This window comes from Phenylobacterium sp., from assembly GCF_041691455.1.
Taxonomy (GTDB): domain Bacteria; phylum Pseudomonadota; class Alphaproteobacteria; order Caulobacterales; family Caulobacteraceae; genus Phenylobacterium.
Genome location: NZ_JBEPUO010000010.1, coordinates 34,902 through 52,427 on the forward strand (window position 1 = coordinate 34,902; position 17,526 = coordinate 52,427).

Genomic DNA, 17,526 nt, shown 5'->3' on the forward strand with positions numbered 1-17,526 from the left:
TGCGCCGCCACCTCCGAAGGACTAGATGCGAGGCATGCGCACAGACACGCCCCAGCCGATCCGGCTCACCGACTACCGTCCTCCCGCCTTCCTCGTCGACGAGGTCCACCTGACCTTCGACCTGAAGCCCAATGCGACGCGGGTGAAGGCCAGGCTGCAGGTCCGCCGCAACGGCCAGCACGCCGATCCGCTGAAATTCAACGGCGAGCGATTGAAGGCGATCTCGGTCGCTATCGACGGCCGGGCCCTGGCCGAGGGCGAACGGACCATCGACGGCGAGTTCCTCACCATCCCGAACGCGCCGGACGCCTTCATTCTGGAAACCGAGGTCGAGATCGACCCGGAGGCCAACAAGGCGCTGGATGGCCTCTACATGTCCGGCGGCCGGTTCTGCACCCAGTGCGAGGCCGAGGGCTTCCGCAAGATCACCTTCTGGCCCGACCGGCCCGACGTGCTGTCGCGCTTCACGGTGCGGGTGGAGGCGGACAAGGCCTTCCACCGCCTGCTCTCCAACGGCAACCTGATGGAGAACGGCGACCTGCTGGCCGGGCGCCGCTACGCCGTCTGGAACGACCCCTTCCCCAAGCCCTGCTACCTCTTCGCCCTGGTGGCCGGCGAGCTCGACGTCCTGGAGGACAAGCTCGTCACCATGACCGGCCGAACGATCGACCTGCGGATCTACGTCGACCCGGGCATGGCGCCGCGCGCCGCCTATGCCATGGACGCGCTCAAGCGCTCGATGAAGTGGGACGAAGACACGTTCGGCCGCGAGTACGACCTCGACCTCTTCATGATCGTCGCGGTGCGCGATTTCAACTTCGGAGCGATGGAGAACAAGGGGCTGAACATCTTCAACTCCTCGCTCCTGCTGGCCGATCCGGCGACCGCCACCGACATGGACTTCGAGCGCATCGAGAGCGTCGTGGCGCACGAGTATTTCCACAACTGGACGGGTGACCGGATCACCTGCCGTGACTGGTTCCAGCTGTGTCTCAAGGAGGGTCTGACGGTCTTCCGCGACCAGAGCTTCTCGGCTGACATGCGCGGCCACGCCGTCCAGCGGATCAAGGACGTCAAAGCCCTTCGCGCCCGTCAGTTCGCCGAGGACCAGGGCCCGCTGGCCCACCCGGTGCGGCCGTCGAGCTACCTGAAGATCGACAATTTCTACACCGCGACCATCTACGAGAAGGGCGCGGAAGTGATCCGGATGCTGAAGACCCTGATCGGGCCCGAAGCCTTCCGCTCCGGCATGGATCTCTACTTCGAGCGCTGGGACGGCCATGCGACCACGGTGGAGGAATTCATCCGCTGCTTCGCCGACGTCACCGACCAGGATCTCTCGGCCTTCTTCGCCTGGTACGAACAGGCCGGCACGCCCAACGTCAGCCTGACCAGCCGCTACAATCAAAGCCGCCGCGAGCTGGAGCTGGAGCTGGTCCAGGAGACCCTGCCCACGCCCGGCCAGCCCACCAAGCGTCCCCTGCCCATCCCGGTCACCGTCGGTCTTCTGGACAGCGATGGCCGTACCCAGGCCTTCCTGCGCGATGGCGAGGCGCTGGACGAGACGGTGATCGTGCTCGATGGCGCGCGGACCAAGGTGACCCTGACCGGCGTCGACGAAAAGCCTGTGGTCTCGGCGCTTCGCGGCTTCTCCGCGCCGGTGAAGATGACCAGCAACGCCGAGGCGCGCGACCGCTACATCCTGCTGGCCGGCGATCCGGACCTGTTCAACCGCTGGGAGGCCGGCCAGGAGCTGGCGCGGGCCCTGATCCTCAGCCGCGCGACCGGCGAGGCCGACGAGGTCGGCGAGGAGCGCTATGCCGAGGCGGTCGGCCGCGCGCTCGCCGATCAGGCCGCCGATCCGGCGTTCAAGGCCCTGCTGCTGGCGCTCCCGTCCGAGCCGGACCTGGCGCTCGCCATGACCCCCGCCGACCCGGCGGCGATCCACGCGGCGCGCGAGGCGCTTCGCCAGCGCCTGGCGCTGCACCTCTCCGATGAGCTGAAGCGTCTGCACTCGGGCCTGCAGGAGATCGGCGAGTTCTCGCCCGACGCCGCCGGCGCCGGCCGCCGCGCCCTGCGCAACGCCGCCCTCGACCTGATGGCCGCCAACCCGCGCTCCGAGGTCGGCGAACTGGCCGCCGGCCACTACGAGGCCGCCGCCAACATGACCGACGCGATCGGCGGCCTCGCGGCGCTGACGCTGATCGGCGGCGAGCTCTACGAAAAGGCGCTGGCCGATTTCTATGCGCGCTGGAAGGACGAGCCCCTGGTCATCGACAAGTGGTTCGCCGTCCAGGCCCGCGATCCGGACGAAGGCGCTCTGGGCCGTGTCCTGGGCCTGACCGCCCATCCGGCGTTCGAAGCCAAGAATCCCAACCGGCTGCGCGCGCTCGTCTCCACCTTCGCGAGCTTCAACCCGGTGCGATTCCACGATCCCAGCGGGGCCGGCTACCGCTTTCTCGCCGACCAGATCCTGGCCACCGACGGCTTCAATCCGATGACCGCGGCCAGGCTCGTCGAGCCGCTCGGCGGCTGGCGGCGCTACAAGCCAGAGCTCGGCGCGCTGATGAAGGCGGAGCTGCAGCGGATCCTGGCCGCGCCGGGCCTCTCGAAGAATGTCTTCGAACTGGTCAGCCGCGCGCTCGCCGAAGACGGGTGAGCTCGACCGTAGCGAGACGATTCGCCGCTGAATGACAGTGACGCTGTTTACTCTTCCCGCGTAGACTCCGGAGCGATCGGGGTGATTTGCTTTGCAACCGGAGGAGCAGCGGGCCTTGGCTGCAGGCGAGAGCGAGAGCGCGGCCAAGTCGCGGTCGGCGGACAGGTCCGCCGATCTCGCGTTGGTGAAGCCGCCGACGCAGCGCTTTGCGCGCATCGCTATCCTCGCCGCCCTCTTGCTGCTGGCGGTCTATACGGGTCTCGCCATCACCCGGCTGATGCACGGGCCGGAGAGCCCCAGCGAACAGCTCCTCTCCCTGCTGGTTCCCCTGGTGGTCGCCTTCGCGCTCGGCCTCCTGCTGCTGGCGGAATCGCGGCGGGTCGAACGCGCGCACGAAGCCTATAGCGACAGCGAACAGCGCTTCCGCCTGGCCGTCGAGGCCGCCCGCTGCGGCATCTGGGAATGGGACCTGGCGGCCGATCGGATCTTCATGTCCGACGTCACCGCCGCCCTCTTCGGCTGGCGGGGCGGGGTGGTCGACGGCCAGCAGGTGCTGGAGCGCGTCTCCGAGGGACACCGCGACGGACTGCGCGAGGCGCTGGGGGCTGCGGCGGTCTATGGCGGCTTCGACGTCTCCTTCCGGGTGCCCAGCCAGACCGGCGGCCGGCCGGTGTGGATCGACGCCCGCGGCCAGGGCTTCGGTAAGAGCCCGGAGGGCGGCTATGCGCGGATTATCGGCGTCGCGCTCGACGTCACCGAGGAGCGCCTCGCCCAGGCCCGCGCCCAGGCCGCCGAAACCCGCCTGCGCGACGCCATCGAGAGCGTCTCCGAAGCCTTCGTGCTCTGGGACCGCCAGGGCCGGCTCTTGATGTGCAACAAGAACTACCGCAGCTTCTTCCGCCTGGAGCCGCAGTCGCTGAAGCCCGGCATCGCGCGCGAGGACCTGGAGGTCCAGGCCCGGCTCGCCGTGCGCCAGGAATTCCCGGCGCTGGGCGGCCGCAAGGGCGTGCGCGAGGCCGAGCTGGTGGACGGTCGCTGGGTGCAGATCTCCGAACGCACCACCGCCGAGGGCGGCCTGGTGGTCACCGCCGCCGACATCACCGCGCTGAAGGCCCAGGAGGAAGCCAGCCGCCTCAACGAGGAGGAACTGCGCCGGGTGGTCGAAAACCTCGAGCGCAGCCAGGAGCAGCTCTCGGAACTGGCCCGCAAGTACGAGGCCGAGAAAGTCCGCGCCGAAGGCGCCAACCAGGCCAAGAGCGAGTTCCTGGCCAATATGAGCCACGAGCTGCGCACGCCGCTGAACGCCATCAACGGCTTCTCCGAGATGATGGCCGCGGAGATGTACGGCCCGCTCGGCGACGCGCGGTACAAGGACTACGCCCGCGACATCCTGAACTCCGGCCAGCACCTGCTCGCGCTGATCAACGACATCCTCGACATGTCGAAGATCGAGGCCGGCAAGATGAACCTGCGCTTCGAGCCGGTGTCCCTGGAGGACGTGGCCGAGGACGCGCTTCGCCTGGTCCGCAACCGCGCGGAGGCCGCGGGCCTGGCGCTCCGGCTCGACTTCAGCGACCTGCCCGAGGTCGAGGCCGACTACCGGGCGGTCAAGCAGGTGCTGCTGAACCTGCTCTCCAACGCCATCAAGTTCACCCCGCGCGGCGGGATGATCACCGTGGGCGCCGAGCGCCGCGACGATCCCCTGGGCGAGCGGGTGCGGATCAGCGTGCAGGACACTGGTATCGGCATCCCGCCGGACGACCTGGCGCGCCTGGCCCGGCCCTTCGAGCAGATCGAAAGCCAGCACGCCAAGACCCAGCAGGGCACGGGCCTGGGCCTGGCGCTGACCAAGGCCTTCGTCGAGATGCACGGCGGCCTGCTCGACCTGCGCAGCGCCCCCGGCCAGGGCACCATCGCCACCTTCTCGCTGCCCGTACGGCAGAGTGAGCCGGCCATGGCGAAGACCGCCTGAGGCGAGCCTGCGGCCGAAGCCGGCATTCCAAACGTCAGCTAAGGGCCGTCAGTCGACCTTGGCGCCCCAGCTCAACGAGGGGGCTTCGGGCAGAACGAAAGGATGAGAACGATTGTACCGCCAGATACGTATGCCTGCGACGCCGAACGACACGCCATACGCGAACATGAGCAGACTGAAAAACAGGTTCAAATCTCGGAAGCTGTTATGAAATAGCGCGAACAAAAACAGGCCGATCATGAGAGCGATTGAAACAAGCCCAATAGCCAACCAGGGTTGAGCGGCGGCCCAAAGAGCTCTCTGATGTTGGCGGTAGGCCTGGAGCGTCGCGGGATTACGCACGACCTTGAGCGGATCGATGTAAGGCAAGGGTCGCCTCCTGCAACGCGGCCAACGGTCTCACGAATGGGGGATATTGAAAAGCCGCCCCCCCAGAGCCGAAGGCGGTCGCGCCAAATGTCCGCCGGGGGTGGGGAGCGGACATCGGGCGCCGATGGGGCGTTCGCCGACATTGCTCTAGCGCCAATCAAAGATTGATCGTTTGGGATCAGCTTTACGCGCCATCTGCCATAGCAGTCGTTCAGCTTTCTCGGACGGGAGAACTATGGAACGGCCGGGGCCGCCCACGGAGGCGCTATTGCTCCCGAAGTCGCTCGTCACGTGAACGCAGCCATCTTCCACGTACCATTCGCCCGCGACCCGCCGCCCACGATAGATGGTTTCCACGGGGTGACGTTCAGGCACTTCATCTGCCTCCACAAATGCTTGGCAATACACACGTGTACCCCGGGGTCCGCAACGGGTCGAAAGCAGACAGGGGATCACGGCCCGACGACGGACATCCGGAGGCCGGGTCAGAGCTTCGCCCGCGTCCACGCCACCGCGCGTCACCGCGATTGACGGGCGGCGGGCGCAGGCGGGATCATAGGCCGAAGACGCCGGGGGACGAGCCGTGAAGCGCGCATTGGTCTGTGGTCTTGCCGCCCTGGTCTACGGCCTTCCCGGCTCCGGCCTCGCCAAGGACCCCGCCTACAAGGCGCCTCGCAACGGGTTCGGCCAGCCCGACATCGGCGGGAGCTGGTCAAACGCCACCCTGACTCCACAGGTGCGCCCGGCCCTCTACGGAACCCGCAGGGTCCAGACGCCGCAGGAGATCGCGGTGCTCGAAGGCGCCGATGCGACGAAGACCGCGGCGAGCCGGGCGAAGGTCGACGTGAACGCAGGCAGCGGGGCGTCGGACAATGTCGGCGCCTACGACCGGGCCTGGATCGACACCGGCGCAGGGGTCATGCGGGTCGGCGGCGAGCCGCGCACCTCGTTGATCACCACTGGGGACGGCCAGGTCCCGCCGGCCACGGGCCAGCCGAAGCACGTCCTGCCGCCCGGCGCCGGGACCCCCGAGGCCGGGCTGGCGGCCGCCCGGCAAGCCGCCGCCTTCGACCAGTTCGCCGCCCAGGGCAGCGCCGAGGCCGGGCGCTTCGGCTCCTACGACAATCCCGAGGACCGTTCGGTGGGGGAACGCTGCATCGTGGGCTTCGGGCGCAACGCCGGGCCGCCGATGTTCCCCAACGGTTGGTACAACAACAACTACCTGATCGTGCAGGGGGCCAACGACGTCGCGATCGAGGTCGAGATGGTGCACGACGTGCGCCACGTCCGGCTGAACGCCAAGCACCGCACCGATGACATAAGGCCGTGGTTCGGAGACTCCATCGGCTGGTATGACGGCGACACCCTGGTCGTCGAGACCAACCACTTCCCGCAGGCCGAGGCTTACGGCGGATCCTGGAAGAACCTCACCGTCACCGAGCGGTTCACGCGGGTGGCGGGCGAGCGGCTGCGCTACAGCTTCACGGTCGCCGACCCGACGACCTGGGAGCGGCCCTGGGGCGGTGAATATGAGTTCCATCCGCTGAAGGGCCAGCTTTTCGAATACGCCTGTCATGAAGGAAACTACGCCCTGCCCGGCATCCTCGCCGGCGCCCGGGCTGAGGAGCATAGGGCCCAGGCCACGAAGCCCGCGACGGTCGCGCTCAAATAGGCGGGTGGCGATGGCGCCTCCGACGTCCTAGCCCACGACCACCGCCTCGTAGGCCGCATGCGCCGCGGCCTGGGCCGCTTTCAGCGACGACACCAGCTTGCGGAAATCCTTGGCCCCGCCGGCCCGCGCCAGCAAGGCGCGGAACGCGGCCGGCTCGCCCACGGGCTCGGCGCCGTCCTCCAGCGCCACCTTCAGGAGCTGTGTCAGGTCCTGCTGCAGGCGCCAGGCGCGCTCCAGCTCCCCGAGCGGCTGGACCGGCGCCAGGCCTGCGTCCCGTAGCGCGGCCAGCGCCTCGGCGGTGTTCGGCTTCATCGGCCCGCCCTCGGCGGCGTGGGCGAGTTGCAGGAACTGGGCGGCGAACTCGATGTCCACCAGCCCGCCGGGCGAGAGCTTCAGGTCCCAATCCCCCTTCGGAGGGCGTTCGAGGGCCATCAGCTCGCGCATCTCGCGCACGTCGCGCGCGGTCTGGGCGCGGTCGCGGGGCCGCCGCAGCGCCTCGTCGATCGCCCCTTGCGCCGCCCCGGCGAAGGCCTCGCCGGTCGCCCAGACCACCCGCGCGCGGGTCAGCGCCAGAAGCTCCCAGGTCTCGGCCTCGGCTTCGTAGTAGCCCTCGAAGGCCGCGAAGCTCACCGCCACCGGCCCCTTGGTGCCGGAGGGCCGAAGCTGCATGTCCACCTCATAGAGCCCGCCCTCGGCGGTCTGGCTGGCCAGCGCGGCGATCAGGCGCTGGGTGAAGCGGCCGTAGAAGGTGACCCCGTCCCAGCCCTTCAGCTCGGAGGCGCCGGCCGGATCGGCGGCCCGATAGAGGGTCATCAGGTCGAGGTCGGAGCCGGCGCTCATCTCCCGCGACCCGCACTTGCCGAGCGCCACCACCGCCACGTCGCCCGCGAAGGCGCCGCCCAGCCGCTCGGTCTCCGCCAGCGCCGCCCCCGCCAGCGCCGCGATGCAGAGGTCGGCGAGGTCGGCGAAGGCCTTGCCTGCGGTGACCGCGCTCGCCGACCCGCTCATCACCTGCACGCCGACCCGGAAGGCCTGCTCGCGATGCACCACGCGCACCGCGTCCATCGCCGCCTCGAAGCCGCCCCCTTCTGCCTCGGAAGCGGCCCGCGCCACGGCGGCCTGCATGAAGGCGCGGTCCTCGGCGAGGTCGATGGTCTCGAAGAAGGCGCCGTCGAGCATGGCGTCGATGGCGGCGGGCCGCCGCGCGAGGGTCGCGGCCAGGCGCGGGGCGAAGGCCATGACCTGGACGATCAGCTCAAAGAGGTTGGGCTGCGCCAGGAACAGCGACTGCAGCTGCACCCCGGACGACAGGTTGGCGAAGAAGGCGCCGAAGCGGTTGAAGGCGGTGTCCGGCGAGCCGGTGGCATGGGCGGCGTCGAGCAGCCGCGGCGCGAGCCGGGTGAAGAGTTCGCGGCCGCGCTCGGTGGCCGTGGCCGGGATATGGCCGTGGTGCCAGCCGCGGATGGTCTTCGCCACATAGGCCGGATTCGAGAAGCCCATCCGCTTGAGGGTCGCCAGCGTCGCCGGATCGTCCTCGACGCCGGTGAACACCAGGCTGCCGAACCGCGAAGACAGCGGCTCCTCGGACGGGAAGAGCTCGCCGTAGCGGGCGTTGACCCGCTTCAGGGTGCGGGTGATGGCCGCATCGAAGCTGCGCAGCTTGTCGAAACCGGCGAGCGCCGCCACACGCCGGCGGTCGGCGTCGGACTCCGGCAGCTTGTGGGTCTGTTCGTCGGCCAGCATCTGGATGCGGTGCTCGACCGAACGCAGGCGGTTGTAGGCCTCGCTGAGCTCCGCGGCGGTCTCCGGCGCCACATGCCCCGCCTCGACGAGCGCGGCCAGCGCATCGAGCGTGCGGCGGCTGCGCAGCGCCGGATTGCGGCCGCCGAGGATCAGTTGCTGGGTCTGGACGTAGAACTCGATCTCGCGGATGCCGCCACGGCCGAGCTTCAGGTCGACGCCCTTGGCCGAGACCCGCTCGTCGACCTTGTGGGCGTGGATCTGGCGCTTGATCGAATGGATGTCGGCGATGGAGGCGAAGTCGAGGTTCTTGCGCCAGACGAAGGCGCTGAGCTCGCCCAGGAAGGCGTCGGCGGCCGGGAGGTCGCCGGCGCAGGGCCGCGCCTTGATGAAGGCCGCCCGCTCCCAGTTCTGGCCGACGTTCTCGTAGTACTCGATCGCCGCCGGGATCGGCACTGCCGCCTGGGTCGAGGACGGATCGGGCCGCAGCCGCAGGTCCATGCGGAAGACATAGCCCTCGGCCGTCCGGGCCTGCATCAGGTCCGACAACCGCTGGGTCAGCCGCACCGCGAAGGCTTCCGGCTCGATCCCCTCGGCCAGCGGCATGCGGTCGGGATCGAAGAACACCGAGACGTCGATGTCGCTGGAGTAGTTGAGCTCGAAGGCGCCCTGCTTGCCCATGGCGATGCAGAACCAGCCGGGCACCGGCCCCTCGGCGCCCTCGCCCAGGTGCGTCAGGCGGCCAGCCTCGAGTTCGCCTCGCGCTGCGACGGCGAGCGCCGAGATCACTGCGGCGTCCGCGAAGCGGGTGAGCGCGCCGGTGACCTGGTCGAGGTCCCAGACGCCGCCCAGATCGGCGAGCGCGGTCAGCAGGTGCAGCTCCGCCTTCAGGTCCCGCAGGCCGGCCTGCGCGGCCTCCAGGTCGAACGCCGCGGCGGCCGCCGTCCGGATCAGCAGGTCCTCGAGACGCGCCCGCGGGTCATCGGCCAGGAGACCGTCCAGACGCGCCGGATCGCGCCGCGCCAGGCTCGCCAGATAGGGCGAGGCGGCGAAGATCGGGGCGAGCGCCGGCCACGCCTGCTCGAGCCGTGCGCCCCACACGGTTTCGGCGATGATCTCGCGCGCCCGCGCCGCGGCCTTCTCGTCGGTCACGGGGCCGCAGGGCGTCATCTGTTCGGCGAGCGTCATCGCCGCAGGGCTTCCCACCCTTGCGGCGCGGCGGTCAAGCGGGCCTTGGCAGGATCAGCGCCACGCGAAGGCCTGGGCCCATCTCGCCGACCTTGCCGGGGCCCTCGGCGAGCTCCAGCCTTCCCCCATGGGCCTCGGCCACCGCGGCGACCAGCGACAGGCCGAGCCCCGCCCCCGGCTGGTTGCGGCTGTTCTCCAGGCGCACGAACCGCTCGACCACCCGCTCGCGGTCGCCGTCGGGGACGCCGGGCCCCGTGTCGGTCACCGAGAACTCGATCTCGCCGGAGGAGCGGCGGCGCACACGCAGCATGATCGCGCCGCCGGCCGGAGTGTACTTCACCGCGTTGTCGAGGATGTTGGCCAGCGCCTGGGCCAGGAACTCGCGGTTGCCGCGCAGCTGCAGGTCCTTGGAGAACTCCGCGGCGAAGTCGATGCCCTTGTCCTCGCTGAGCGGCTCGTAGAGTTCGGAGATGTCGGCGGCCAGTTCGGCCGGGTCGAACAGCACCGGATCGGGGGCGGCGCCGGCGGCCTGCAGGCGGGCGATGGAGAGCACCGCGCCGAAGGTCTTCAGCACCCCGTCGGTGTCCTCCAGCGCCTGGGCGAGCGCCTGGGTCGGATCGCCCTTGCCGGCCTCGACGTCGAGCGAGGCGGCCTCCAGCCGGGCGCGCAGCCGGGTCAGGGGAGAGCGCAGGTCGTGGGCGATGGCGTCGCCCGCGTGGCGGTGGCCAGCCATCGACCGCTCCAGCCGGTCGAGCATCTCGTTGACGCCCGCCGCCAGCTCGTCGAACTCGTCGCGGGTGCCGCGCACCTGGGCGCGCGCGCCGAGGTCGCCGTTGCGTACGGCGTCGACCACCTCGGTCAGGCCGACCATGCTGCGGGTCACGTTGCGGCTGACCAGCACCCCACCGGCCAGGCCCAGCACCACGACCAGCGCGCCGGCCCCCTGCAGGGCGGTGACGATCTTGTTCACATAGGCCTCGTCGGCCCCGACGTCGGCGCCCACGAACAGGATCTGGCCGCCGCTCAGCCGCTGCTGCAGGCCACGGGCCGGGTGTTTGACCGTGTGGCCCGCCGGGTCCTGGTCGGTGACCGAGAAGCTGGTCCAGGTGGGCGCGCCGGCGAACTTCTCCACCGGGCTTTCCTGGATGGAGCCGGAGATCGGCTTCCGGTTCTTGTCCATCAGCAGGTAGAGGAACGGCCGCTCGCTGGCGGCGCGCTCGATCAGCGACTGGTTGAGCGCATTGGTCCCGGCCCGGTCGTAGGCGGCCACCAGCGAGTGCATCTCGCGGGTGATCTCCTGGTCGGTGCGCCGCGTGGCCTCGCCGGCCGTGGCCACATAGATGTAGGCCAGGAAGGCGCTGGCGGCGCTCGCGAACAACGCCAGGAAGAGCAGCGTCAGCCGGAACGGCGTGGTGCGGAATATGCGCGGCAGGCGCATGGGTGCGCCGCTCGCGGCCTAGGCGTCCAACCGGTAGCCCGCGCCGCGGACGGTCTGCAGCATCGGCCGGTCGAAGCCCTTGTCGATCTTCGAGCGCAGGCGCGAGATGTGCACGTCGATGACGTTGGTCTGCGGGTCGAAGTGGTATTCCCAGACCTTCTCCAGGAGCATGGTCCGGGTCACCGACTGGCCGGCGTGGCGCATCATGAATTCCAGCAGCTGGAATTCGCGGGGCTGCAGGTCGATCTCCTTGCCCTGGCGATGCACGGCGCGGCCGATCAGGTCCATCTCCAGCTCGCCGACCCTGAGCAGGGTCTGGACGGAGCCGGTCTCGCGGCGCCGGGCGAGCGCCTCGACGCGGGCGATGAGCTCGGCGAAGGCGTAGGGCTTGACCAGATAGTCGTCGCCGCCGGCCTGCAGGCCCGCGACCCGATCGCCGACCTCGCCCAGGGCGGAGAGGAACAGGACCGGGGTCTGGTCGCCCTCGCGCCGCAGGGTCTCGATCAGCTGCACGCCGTTCATCTTCGGCATCATGCGGTCGACGATCATCACGTCGAACTCGTTGTCGCGGGCCACCGTCAGGCCCTCCTCGCCATCGGCCGCGCGCGTGCAGACGTTGCCGGCTTCGGTGAGGCCCCGCTCCATGGCTTCGGCCGCTTCGAGGTCGTCTTCGACAATCAGGATCCGCATCTCATTTCGCCCCCGCGAAGCCCCTGACTAACCGGAAACCTTGAGCGGCAGGAAGATCGTGCGGCCCTGGCGGACCACGCCGATCAGCACGCCCGCGCGCCCGGCCTTCTTGGCGCTGTCGACCGCGGCGGCGACGTCGGCGGCGGTGACCGCCGGACGGCCGCCCGCCTGGACGATCACATCGCCGCGGCGCAGGCCCTTCTGGCCGGCGTCGGAGGTCTGCTCGACGCTCTCCACCAGCACGCCCTTGAGCTCCGGCGGAATGTTCAGCCGCCGGCGCGTGGCCTCATCCAGCGGGCCCAGCGCCATGCCGAGCACCGAAGGGTGCGGCGCCTGCGGCGTCGCGGGATTGCCGCGGTCAACGCCGCCCGGGGTGTTGTCGTTGGAGGCCAGGTCCTTCTCGGACGGCCGGATGCCGGAGCGCACCTCGACGGTGTGATGCTTGCCCTCACGGACCACGTCGAGCCGCAGGGTGTCGCCCGGCTTGCCCTTCGCGACCTCGCGGGTCAGCTCCGAGGAGCTCTTGATCGAGACGCCGTTGATCGACACCACCACATCGCCGGGCATCAGCCCGCCGCGCGCCGAGGGACCGCCGGGCACGAGGTCGGAGACGATGGCGCCCTTCTGGGCCCCGAGGCCCTGGGCTTCCGCCATTTCCGGCGTGAAGTTCTGGATCGTCGCACCGATGTAGCCGCGCTGGATCTTGCCGCCCGAGATCAGCTGCTTGGTGACCGCGTCGGCCACCTCGGCGGGGATCGCGAAGCCGATGCCGACCGAGCCGCCCGAGGGCGAGAAGATCGCCGTGTTCACCCCGATGACCCGGCCATAGATGTCGAAGGTCGGGCCGCCGGAATTGCCCCGGTTGATGGGGGCGTCGATCTGGATGTAGTCGACGAAGGTCTCGCCGATGTCGCGGCCGTAGGCCGAGATGATGCCGGCCGTCGCCGTCCCGCCCAGGCCGAACGGGTTGCCGACCGCGATCACCCAGTCGCCGACCCGCGGCTTGCCGGCGTTCTCGAAGTTCACGAATGGGAAGTTCGTCCGCCCGCCCTTGACCTTGATCACCGCCAGGTCCGTGCCCTCGTCGCGGCCGACGACGACGGCGTCGAGCTCGGTCTCGTCCTTCAGCACCACCTTGATGGTCTCGGCGTTCTCGACGACGTGGTTGTTGGTGACGATGTAGCCGTCCGGCGAGATGAAGAAGCCGGAGCCGGCCGACTGCTGGGTCGGCAGGCGCGGCTGGCCCTTCTCGGTGCGTCCGCCTTGCGGCGGCGCGCCTTCATCATCGCCTTCGCCGTCGCCTCGTGAACCGGGCGCCTGGCCCTTGGGCACCAGGTCGAAGGGGAAGTTCTCGAAGCCCGGGATCTTGCGCAGCGCGCTGGCGTCCACCCGGCTCGTCACATTGATCGAGACCACCGCCGGCGAAACGCGGTCGAAGATGTCGGCGAACGACATCGGGGCGCCCGGCGGCGGCGCGAAGATCGGCGCCGTCGAGGCCTTGATCAGATGCGCCTGGTTGTCGGCGTGGGTGGCGGGAAGGCTTACCCGCGCCCCGGCCACGGCCGCCATCGCGACGCCGACGGCGGCGACGCCGCCCAGGAAATAACCGGTCTTCTTGGAGGTCATATGACTTCTGTTCCCTGTGCGCGCCTTACGGGGAGGCGGCGCGCCTCACAAACCTAGGTTCGATGCACGAGAGCGCAAGCGCCCTCAAGTTACGTTTAGGTCACCCTGCGCTCGGCTTTCGGACGGATATTGGGCGCAATCATGTCAGGCGGAATCGGTTTCTGACAGTCGTCTCACACGATCGGCCTCGTCAGGAGATAGCTCCGCGTCGACAGATCGGTTCCGAAGTCGTCCGACGAGCAGGCCTGCCCCCAGGAGAACAACGACGAACGGTCCGCCCCAAAGCGCCAGGTTCACCCAGGAAAACGCCGGGGTCATCAGCACGAACTCGCCGTAGCGATCGGTCAAGAACCGCTTGATCTCCGCGTCGCTGCGGCCCTGGCGCACCTGCTGACGGACCACCTGGCGCAGGTCGTGGGCCAGTTCGGCTTCGGAATCGTCGATCGACTCGTTCTGGCAGACCAGGCAGCGGACATCCTGGAAGATCGCCCGGGCGCGGGCTTCCTGGGCCGGATCGGGCAGGCGATCGGCCGGATCGGCCGCCGCCGCCAGGCAGAAGACACCCGCCAGGGCCGCTGCGAGCGCCCGCAGCCTCACGCCGGCTGTTCCCGCCGGCGCGCCACGCCCAGCCGCAGCCTGCGGTCGGAGAGCGAGATCAGGCCGCCCAGGCCCATGATCACCGGGCCCAGGAAGATCAGCGTCGCCCAGGGGTTCCAATAGGCCCGCACCAGCCAGACCGGCGCGCCGCCCGGGGCCTCGCGCCGCTCGCCCAGCACCATGTAGAGATGCGAGGCGCCGCGGTAGCAGATGGCCACCTCCGAGGTGGTCTGGCCGCCGGCCGGATAGAAGCGCCGCTCCGGTTCGCCGGTGCAGACCGGCTTTCCGTCCTTGCTGGCGCGGATCAGCCCGCGCTCGGCGTCGTAGTTGGGGCCCTCGACCGGGCCGACGCCTTCCAGCACCAGGTGGTAGCCGCCCACATCCAGCGCCCCGCCGATCGGCAGGGTCTCGGCGGACTCCGCCTTCCAGCCGAGCTCGAAACAGGCGCCCAGCACGAAGACGCCGAGGCCCAGATGGGCGAGCGTCATGCCCCAGGCGCCGCGCGGCAGGCCGGTCAGCCGCCGGAAGCTGTCGCGCGCGGAGACGCGGAAGGCCCGCGTGCGCTCGATCAGCTCGGCCGCCGCGCCGGCGATCAGCCAGGCGCCGATGGCGATGCCGGCCGCGCCCAGCACCTTCCTGGGGCTCACCAGGGCGAAGGTCAGCAGTCCGACGCCCAGCGCCGCCAGGGCCGCGACCCACAGCCGCTGGCCGACCCCTTGCAGATCGCCGCGCTTCCAGGCGAGCAGCGGCCCGGCCGGCAGGATGATCGCCAGCGCCGCCATCAGGGGTGCGAAGGTCAGGTTGAAATAGGGCGGTCCCACGGAAATGGCCTCGCCGGTCATCGCCTCGCGGATCAGCGGATAGAGGGTGCCCAGCAGCACCGTCGCGGTGGCGGCGGCCAGCAGGATGTTGTTGAGCACCAGCGCGCTCTCGCGGCTGATCGGCGCGAAGAGCCCGCCTTGCGCCAGCTTGGGGGCGCGCCAGGCGAAGAGGGTGAAGCCGGTCCCCGAGGTCACGGCCAGGATGATCAGCAGCAGCACGCCGCGCCGGGGATCGACGGCGAAGGCATGGACCGAGGTCAGGACGCCCGAGCGCACCAGGAAGGCCCCCAGCATGGAGAAGGTGAAGGCGCCGAGCGCCAGGAACAGGCTCCAGCCCGCGAGCGCGCCGCGCTTTTCGGTGACGATCGCCGAGTGCAGCAGCGCCGTGGCGATCAGCCAGGGCATGAAGGAGGCGTTCTCGACGGGATCCCAGAACCACCAGCCGCCCCAGCCGAGCTCGTAATAGGCCCAGAAGGCGCCGAGCGTGATGCCGACCGTCAGCAGGCTCCAGGCGGCCAGCGCCCAGGGCCGCACCCAGCGCGCCCAGGCCGCGTCCACCCGGCCCTCGATCAGCGCCGCCACCGCCAGCGAAAACACCACCGACATGCCGACATAGCCCGAGTAGAGGAACGGCGGGTGGATCGCGAGCGCCGGATCCTGCAGCAGCGGATTGAGCGAGGCGCCCTCGACAGGGGGCAGGGCGATGCGGGCCAGCGGATTGGAGGCGAAGACGGTGTAGGCCAGGAACACCGTGCCCAGCGCGCCCTGCGTCGCCACCATCAGCGCCTTCAGGCCCTTCGGCAGGCCGCGCCCGAGCGTGGCGGCCGCCGCGCCATAGCCGGTCAGGATGAAGCACCAGAGCAGGATCGAGCCCTCGTGGCTGCCCCAGGCGCCGGCCACCTTGTAGAGCATCGGCTTTTCGGTGTGCGAATTGGCGGCCACGTTGGCGACCGAGAAGTCGGAGGTGACGAAGGCGTGGATCAGGCAGCCGAAGGCGATCGCCACGCCCGCGAAGGAGGCCAGGGCCGCCCCCTCGCCCGCCGCGGCCAGCACGGTCGAACGGCGGATACGCCCCGCCGCCGACAGCCCGAACTGGGCGATGGCGAAGGCGAGCGCCAGGATCAGCGCGAAGGAGCCGAATTCGGCGATCATGTGTTGGGTTTCGCCTTCGCATAGTCCGGCGTCGAACCGTCGCCACGCCACTCACCCTGCGCCTTGAGCTGCTTGGTCAGTTCGCGCGGCATGTAGCGCTCGTCGTGCTTGGCCAGCACCTGCTTGGCCTCGAAGGTCCCATCGCTCTTGAACGCGCCCACGGCGACCACGCCCTGGCCCTCGCGGAAGAGGTCCGGCAGGTCGCCCTGGAAGGTCACCTGGCTTTGCGCGGTGCGGTCGGCGACCACGAACTCGACGCGGCCGTCGGAATGCTTCTGGACGCTGCCCATCCGCACCATGCCGCCGAGCTGGATCGAGCGGCCGGAGGGCGGATGCGCCTTGGCCGCCTGCGAGGGCGTGTAGAAGAACGAGATCGAGTCGCTGAGGCCCCAGAGCGTCAGGCCCACGGCCAGGATCAGGATCGGCGCGATCGCCGCCACCAGGGTCAGGCGGCGCCGCGCCTTGGGGGACTTGGGCAGCCAGCTCATTTCATGCGCTCCGTCGCCGCGGCCTTGGCGAGGTCGGCGAGCACCTCGGGCTTGGCCGCATAGCGGGTGCGGGCGGTCTTCAGGGCCTCGTCGCGCTTGGCGGTGTCGCCCAGCACGGCATAGGCGCGGACCAGCTGCACCCAGCCGGCGGGATCGTCAGGGCTGGCGGCCAAGCGCTGGGCCAGGCCCGCCACCATGCCGCGCACCGCGGTCATCTGGCCGCCGGTGAGCCCCTGCGGCGCGGCGGGCGCGGGCGCGCCTTCCGCCTCGGCGATCGCCTGCTGCAGGTCGGCGCGGCGAGGATCGTCGGTCCGCATGTCGGCCAGCAGCGCCTTCCAGTCGGCCACGCCGCCGGCCTTGTCGCCGGCCTTGATGCGGGCCCGGGCCAGGTGGAAGCGGGCGGCGACGCTCTTCGGGTCCAGCTTGAGCGTCTGGACGAAGGCCTGACGGGCGTCGTCGGTCAGGCCACCGCCGGCCTGGAAGACTTCGGCCTCGCCGAGCATTTCCCAAAGGTCGCTCCGCTGCGGCGCGATCCGCACCGCGCGCTTCAGCGCCCGCACGGCGCCGGACGGGTTGTTGGAAGCCCCCTCGGCCAGCGCCAGGAAGCGGAAGCCCTCCGCGTCGTTCGGCCGGTCCTTGGTCAGCTTGCCCAGCACCGCGGCCATCTCGGGCGGCGAGAGGCTCGCGGGATTGGAGGCCAGCCACTTCACCAGACGGCCGGAGAACGGCTGGTCGGCCACGCCCGGCGCGCCGACCACCAGATAGAGCGCCAGCGCCAGGGCCGGCGCGGCGACCGCGGCGGCCAGCACCGGGCCGCGGCTTGGGCTTGCCGACCAGACCTCGACCGGCTGATCGGCGGCGGCCAGCAGGCGCCGTCCGGCCTCGGCCTCGGCGCTCTTGCGCTCGCCCTCGCCCAGCAGGCCGCGGTCGGCCAGGTCGCCGATCTCGGCCAGCTGGCGGCGGTAGAACATGGAGGTGGTGTCCGCCGGCTCCACGCGGGCGGCGGCCTTGGCGGCGCGCAACAAAATCAGGATGGCCGCCGCGGCCGAAAGGATGCCGGCAGTGACCCAGAAGGCGATCATGATCGGCGTTTAGCTGAAAGCGCCCCTCAGTG

12 protein-coding genes are annotated in these 17,526 nt (G+C 70.2%); 3 read left to right on the top strand and 9 right to left on the bottom strand.

The features are described 5' to 3' along the window. The first annotated feature begins 34 nt into the window (after positions 1-34). Positions 35-2,659 carry an aminopeptidase N gene (gene pepN / locus ACESMY_RS13705; RefSeq protein ID WP_372785160.1) on the top strand — a complete coding sequence of 875 codons (2,625 nt, stop codon included), beginning with the start codon at positions 35-37 and terminating at the stop codon, positions 2,657-2,659. 115 nt (positions 2,660-2,774) lie between these two features. Beyond that, positions 2,775-4,631, top strand: a complete 1,857-nt coding sequence (locus ACESMY_RS13710; RefSeq protein ID WP_372785161.1) for a PAS domain-containing sensor histidine kinase — start codon at positions 2,775-2,777, stop codon at positions 4,629-4,631. Positions 4,632-4,679: 48 nt separating this feature from the next. Here the strand turns inward: ACESMY_RS13710 and ACESMY_RS13715 are convergent, their stop codons facing one another. Continuing rightward, positions 4,680-5,000 carry a hypothetical protein gene (locus ACESMY_RS13715; protein WP_372785162.1) on the bottom strand — a complete coding sequence of 107 codons (321 nt, stop codon included), beginning with the start codon at positions 4,998-5,000 and terminating at the stop codon, positions 4,680-4,682. Positions 5,001-5,583: 583 nt separating this feature from the next. Here ACESMY_RS13715 and ACESMY_RS13720 point away from each other — a divergent pair. Further along, positions 5,584-6,672 (top strand): hypothetical protein, encoded by a 1,089-nt coding sequence (locus ACESMY_RS13720; protein ID WP_372785163.1) that lies wholly within the window; start codon positions 5,584-5,586, stop codon positions 6,670-6,672. Between the two features lie 27 nt (positions 6,673-6,699). Here ACESMY_RS13720 and ACESMY_RS13725 read toward each other — a convergent pair whose 3' ends face one another. The 8 genes from ACESMY_RS13725 to ccmI form a co-directional block, all read right to left on the bottom strand. Then, a complete protein-coding gene (locus ACESMY_RS13725) occupies positions 6,700-9,600 on the bottom strand; it encodes a bifunctional [glutamine synthetase] adenylyltransferase/[glutamine synthetase]-adenylyl-L-tyrosine phosphorylase (protein ID WP_372785165.1) in 2,901 nt (966 codons plus the stop codon). Between the two features lie 34 nt (positions 9,601-9,634). Further along, positions 9,635-11,038 (bottom strand): sensor histidine kinase, encoded by a 1,404-nt coding sequence (locus tag ACESMY_RS13730; RefSeq protein ID WP_372785166.1) that lies wholly within the window; start codon positions 11,036-11,038, stop codon positions 9,635-9,637. An 18-nt stretch (positions 11,039-11,056) separates the two neighbouring features. Next, positions 11,057-11,728 (bottom strand): response regulator transcription factor, encoded by a 672-nt coding sequence (locus ACESMY_RS13735; RefSeq protein ID WP_372785167.1) that lies wholly within the window; start codon positions 11,726-11,728, stop codon positions 11,057-11,059. Between the two features lie 27 nt (positions 11,729-11,755). Beyond that, positions 11,756-13,354, bottom strand: a complete 1,599-nt coding sequence (locus ACESMY_RS13740; RefSeq protein ID WP_372785168.1) for a Do family serine endopeptidase — start codon at positions 13,352-13,354, stop codon at positions 11,756-11,758. Positions 13,355-13,498: 144 nt separating this feature from the next. Next, positions 13,499-13,951, bottom strand: coding sequence for a cytochrome c-type biogenesis protein CcmH (locus ACESMY_RS13745; protein ID WP_372785169.1), 453 nt, complete (start codon positions 13,949-13,951; stop codon positions 13,499-13,501). Next, entirely contained in the window at positions 13,948-15,924 is a 1,977-nt protein-coding gene (locus ACESMY_RS13750) for a heme lyase CcmF/NrfE family subunit (protein WP_372785170.1), read from the bottom strand. Before ACESMY_RS13750 ends, ACESMY_RS13745 begins: the two co-directional genes overlap by 4 nt. Then, positions 15,921-16,412, bottom strand: a complete 492-nt coding sequence (gene ccmE, locus ACESMY_RS13755; RefSeq protein ID WP_372785171.1) for a cytochrome c maturation protein CcmE — start codon at positions 16,410-16,412, stop codon at positions 15,921-15,923. The genes ACESMY_RS13750 and ccmE overlap by 4 nt, the downstream gene beginning before the upstream one ends. Further along, positions 16,409-17,494: a c-type cytochrome biogenesis protein CcmI gene (gene ccmI, locus ACESMY_RS13760; protein ID WP_372785172.1), complete on the bottom strand. Its 1,086-nt coding sequence runs from the start codon at positions 17,492-17,494 to the stop codon at positions 16,409-16,411. The genes ccmE and ccmI overlap by 4 nt, the downstream gene beginning before the upstream one ends. Positions 17,495-17,526: the final 32 nt, after the last annotated feature.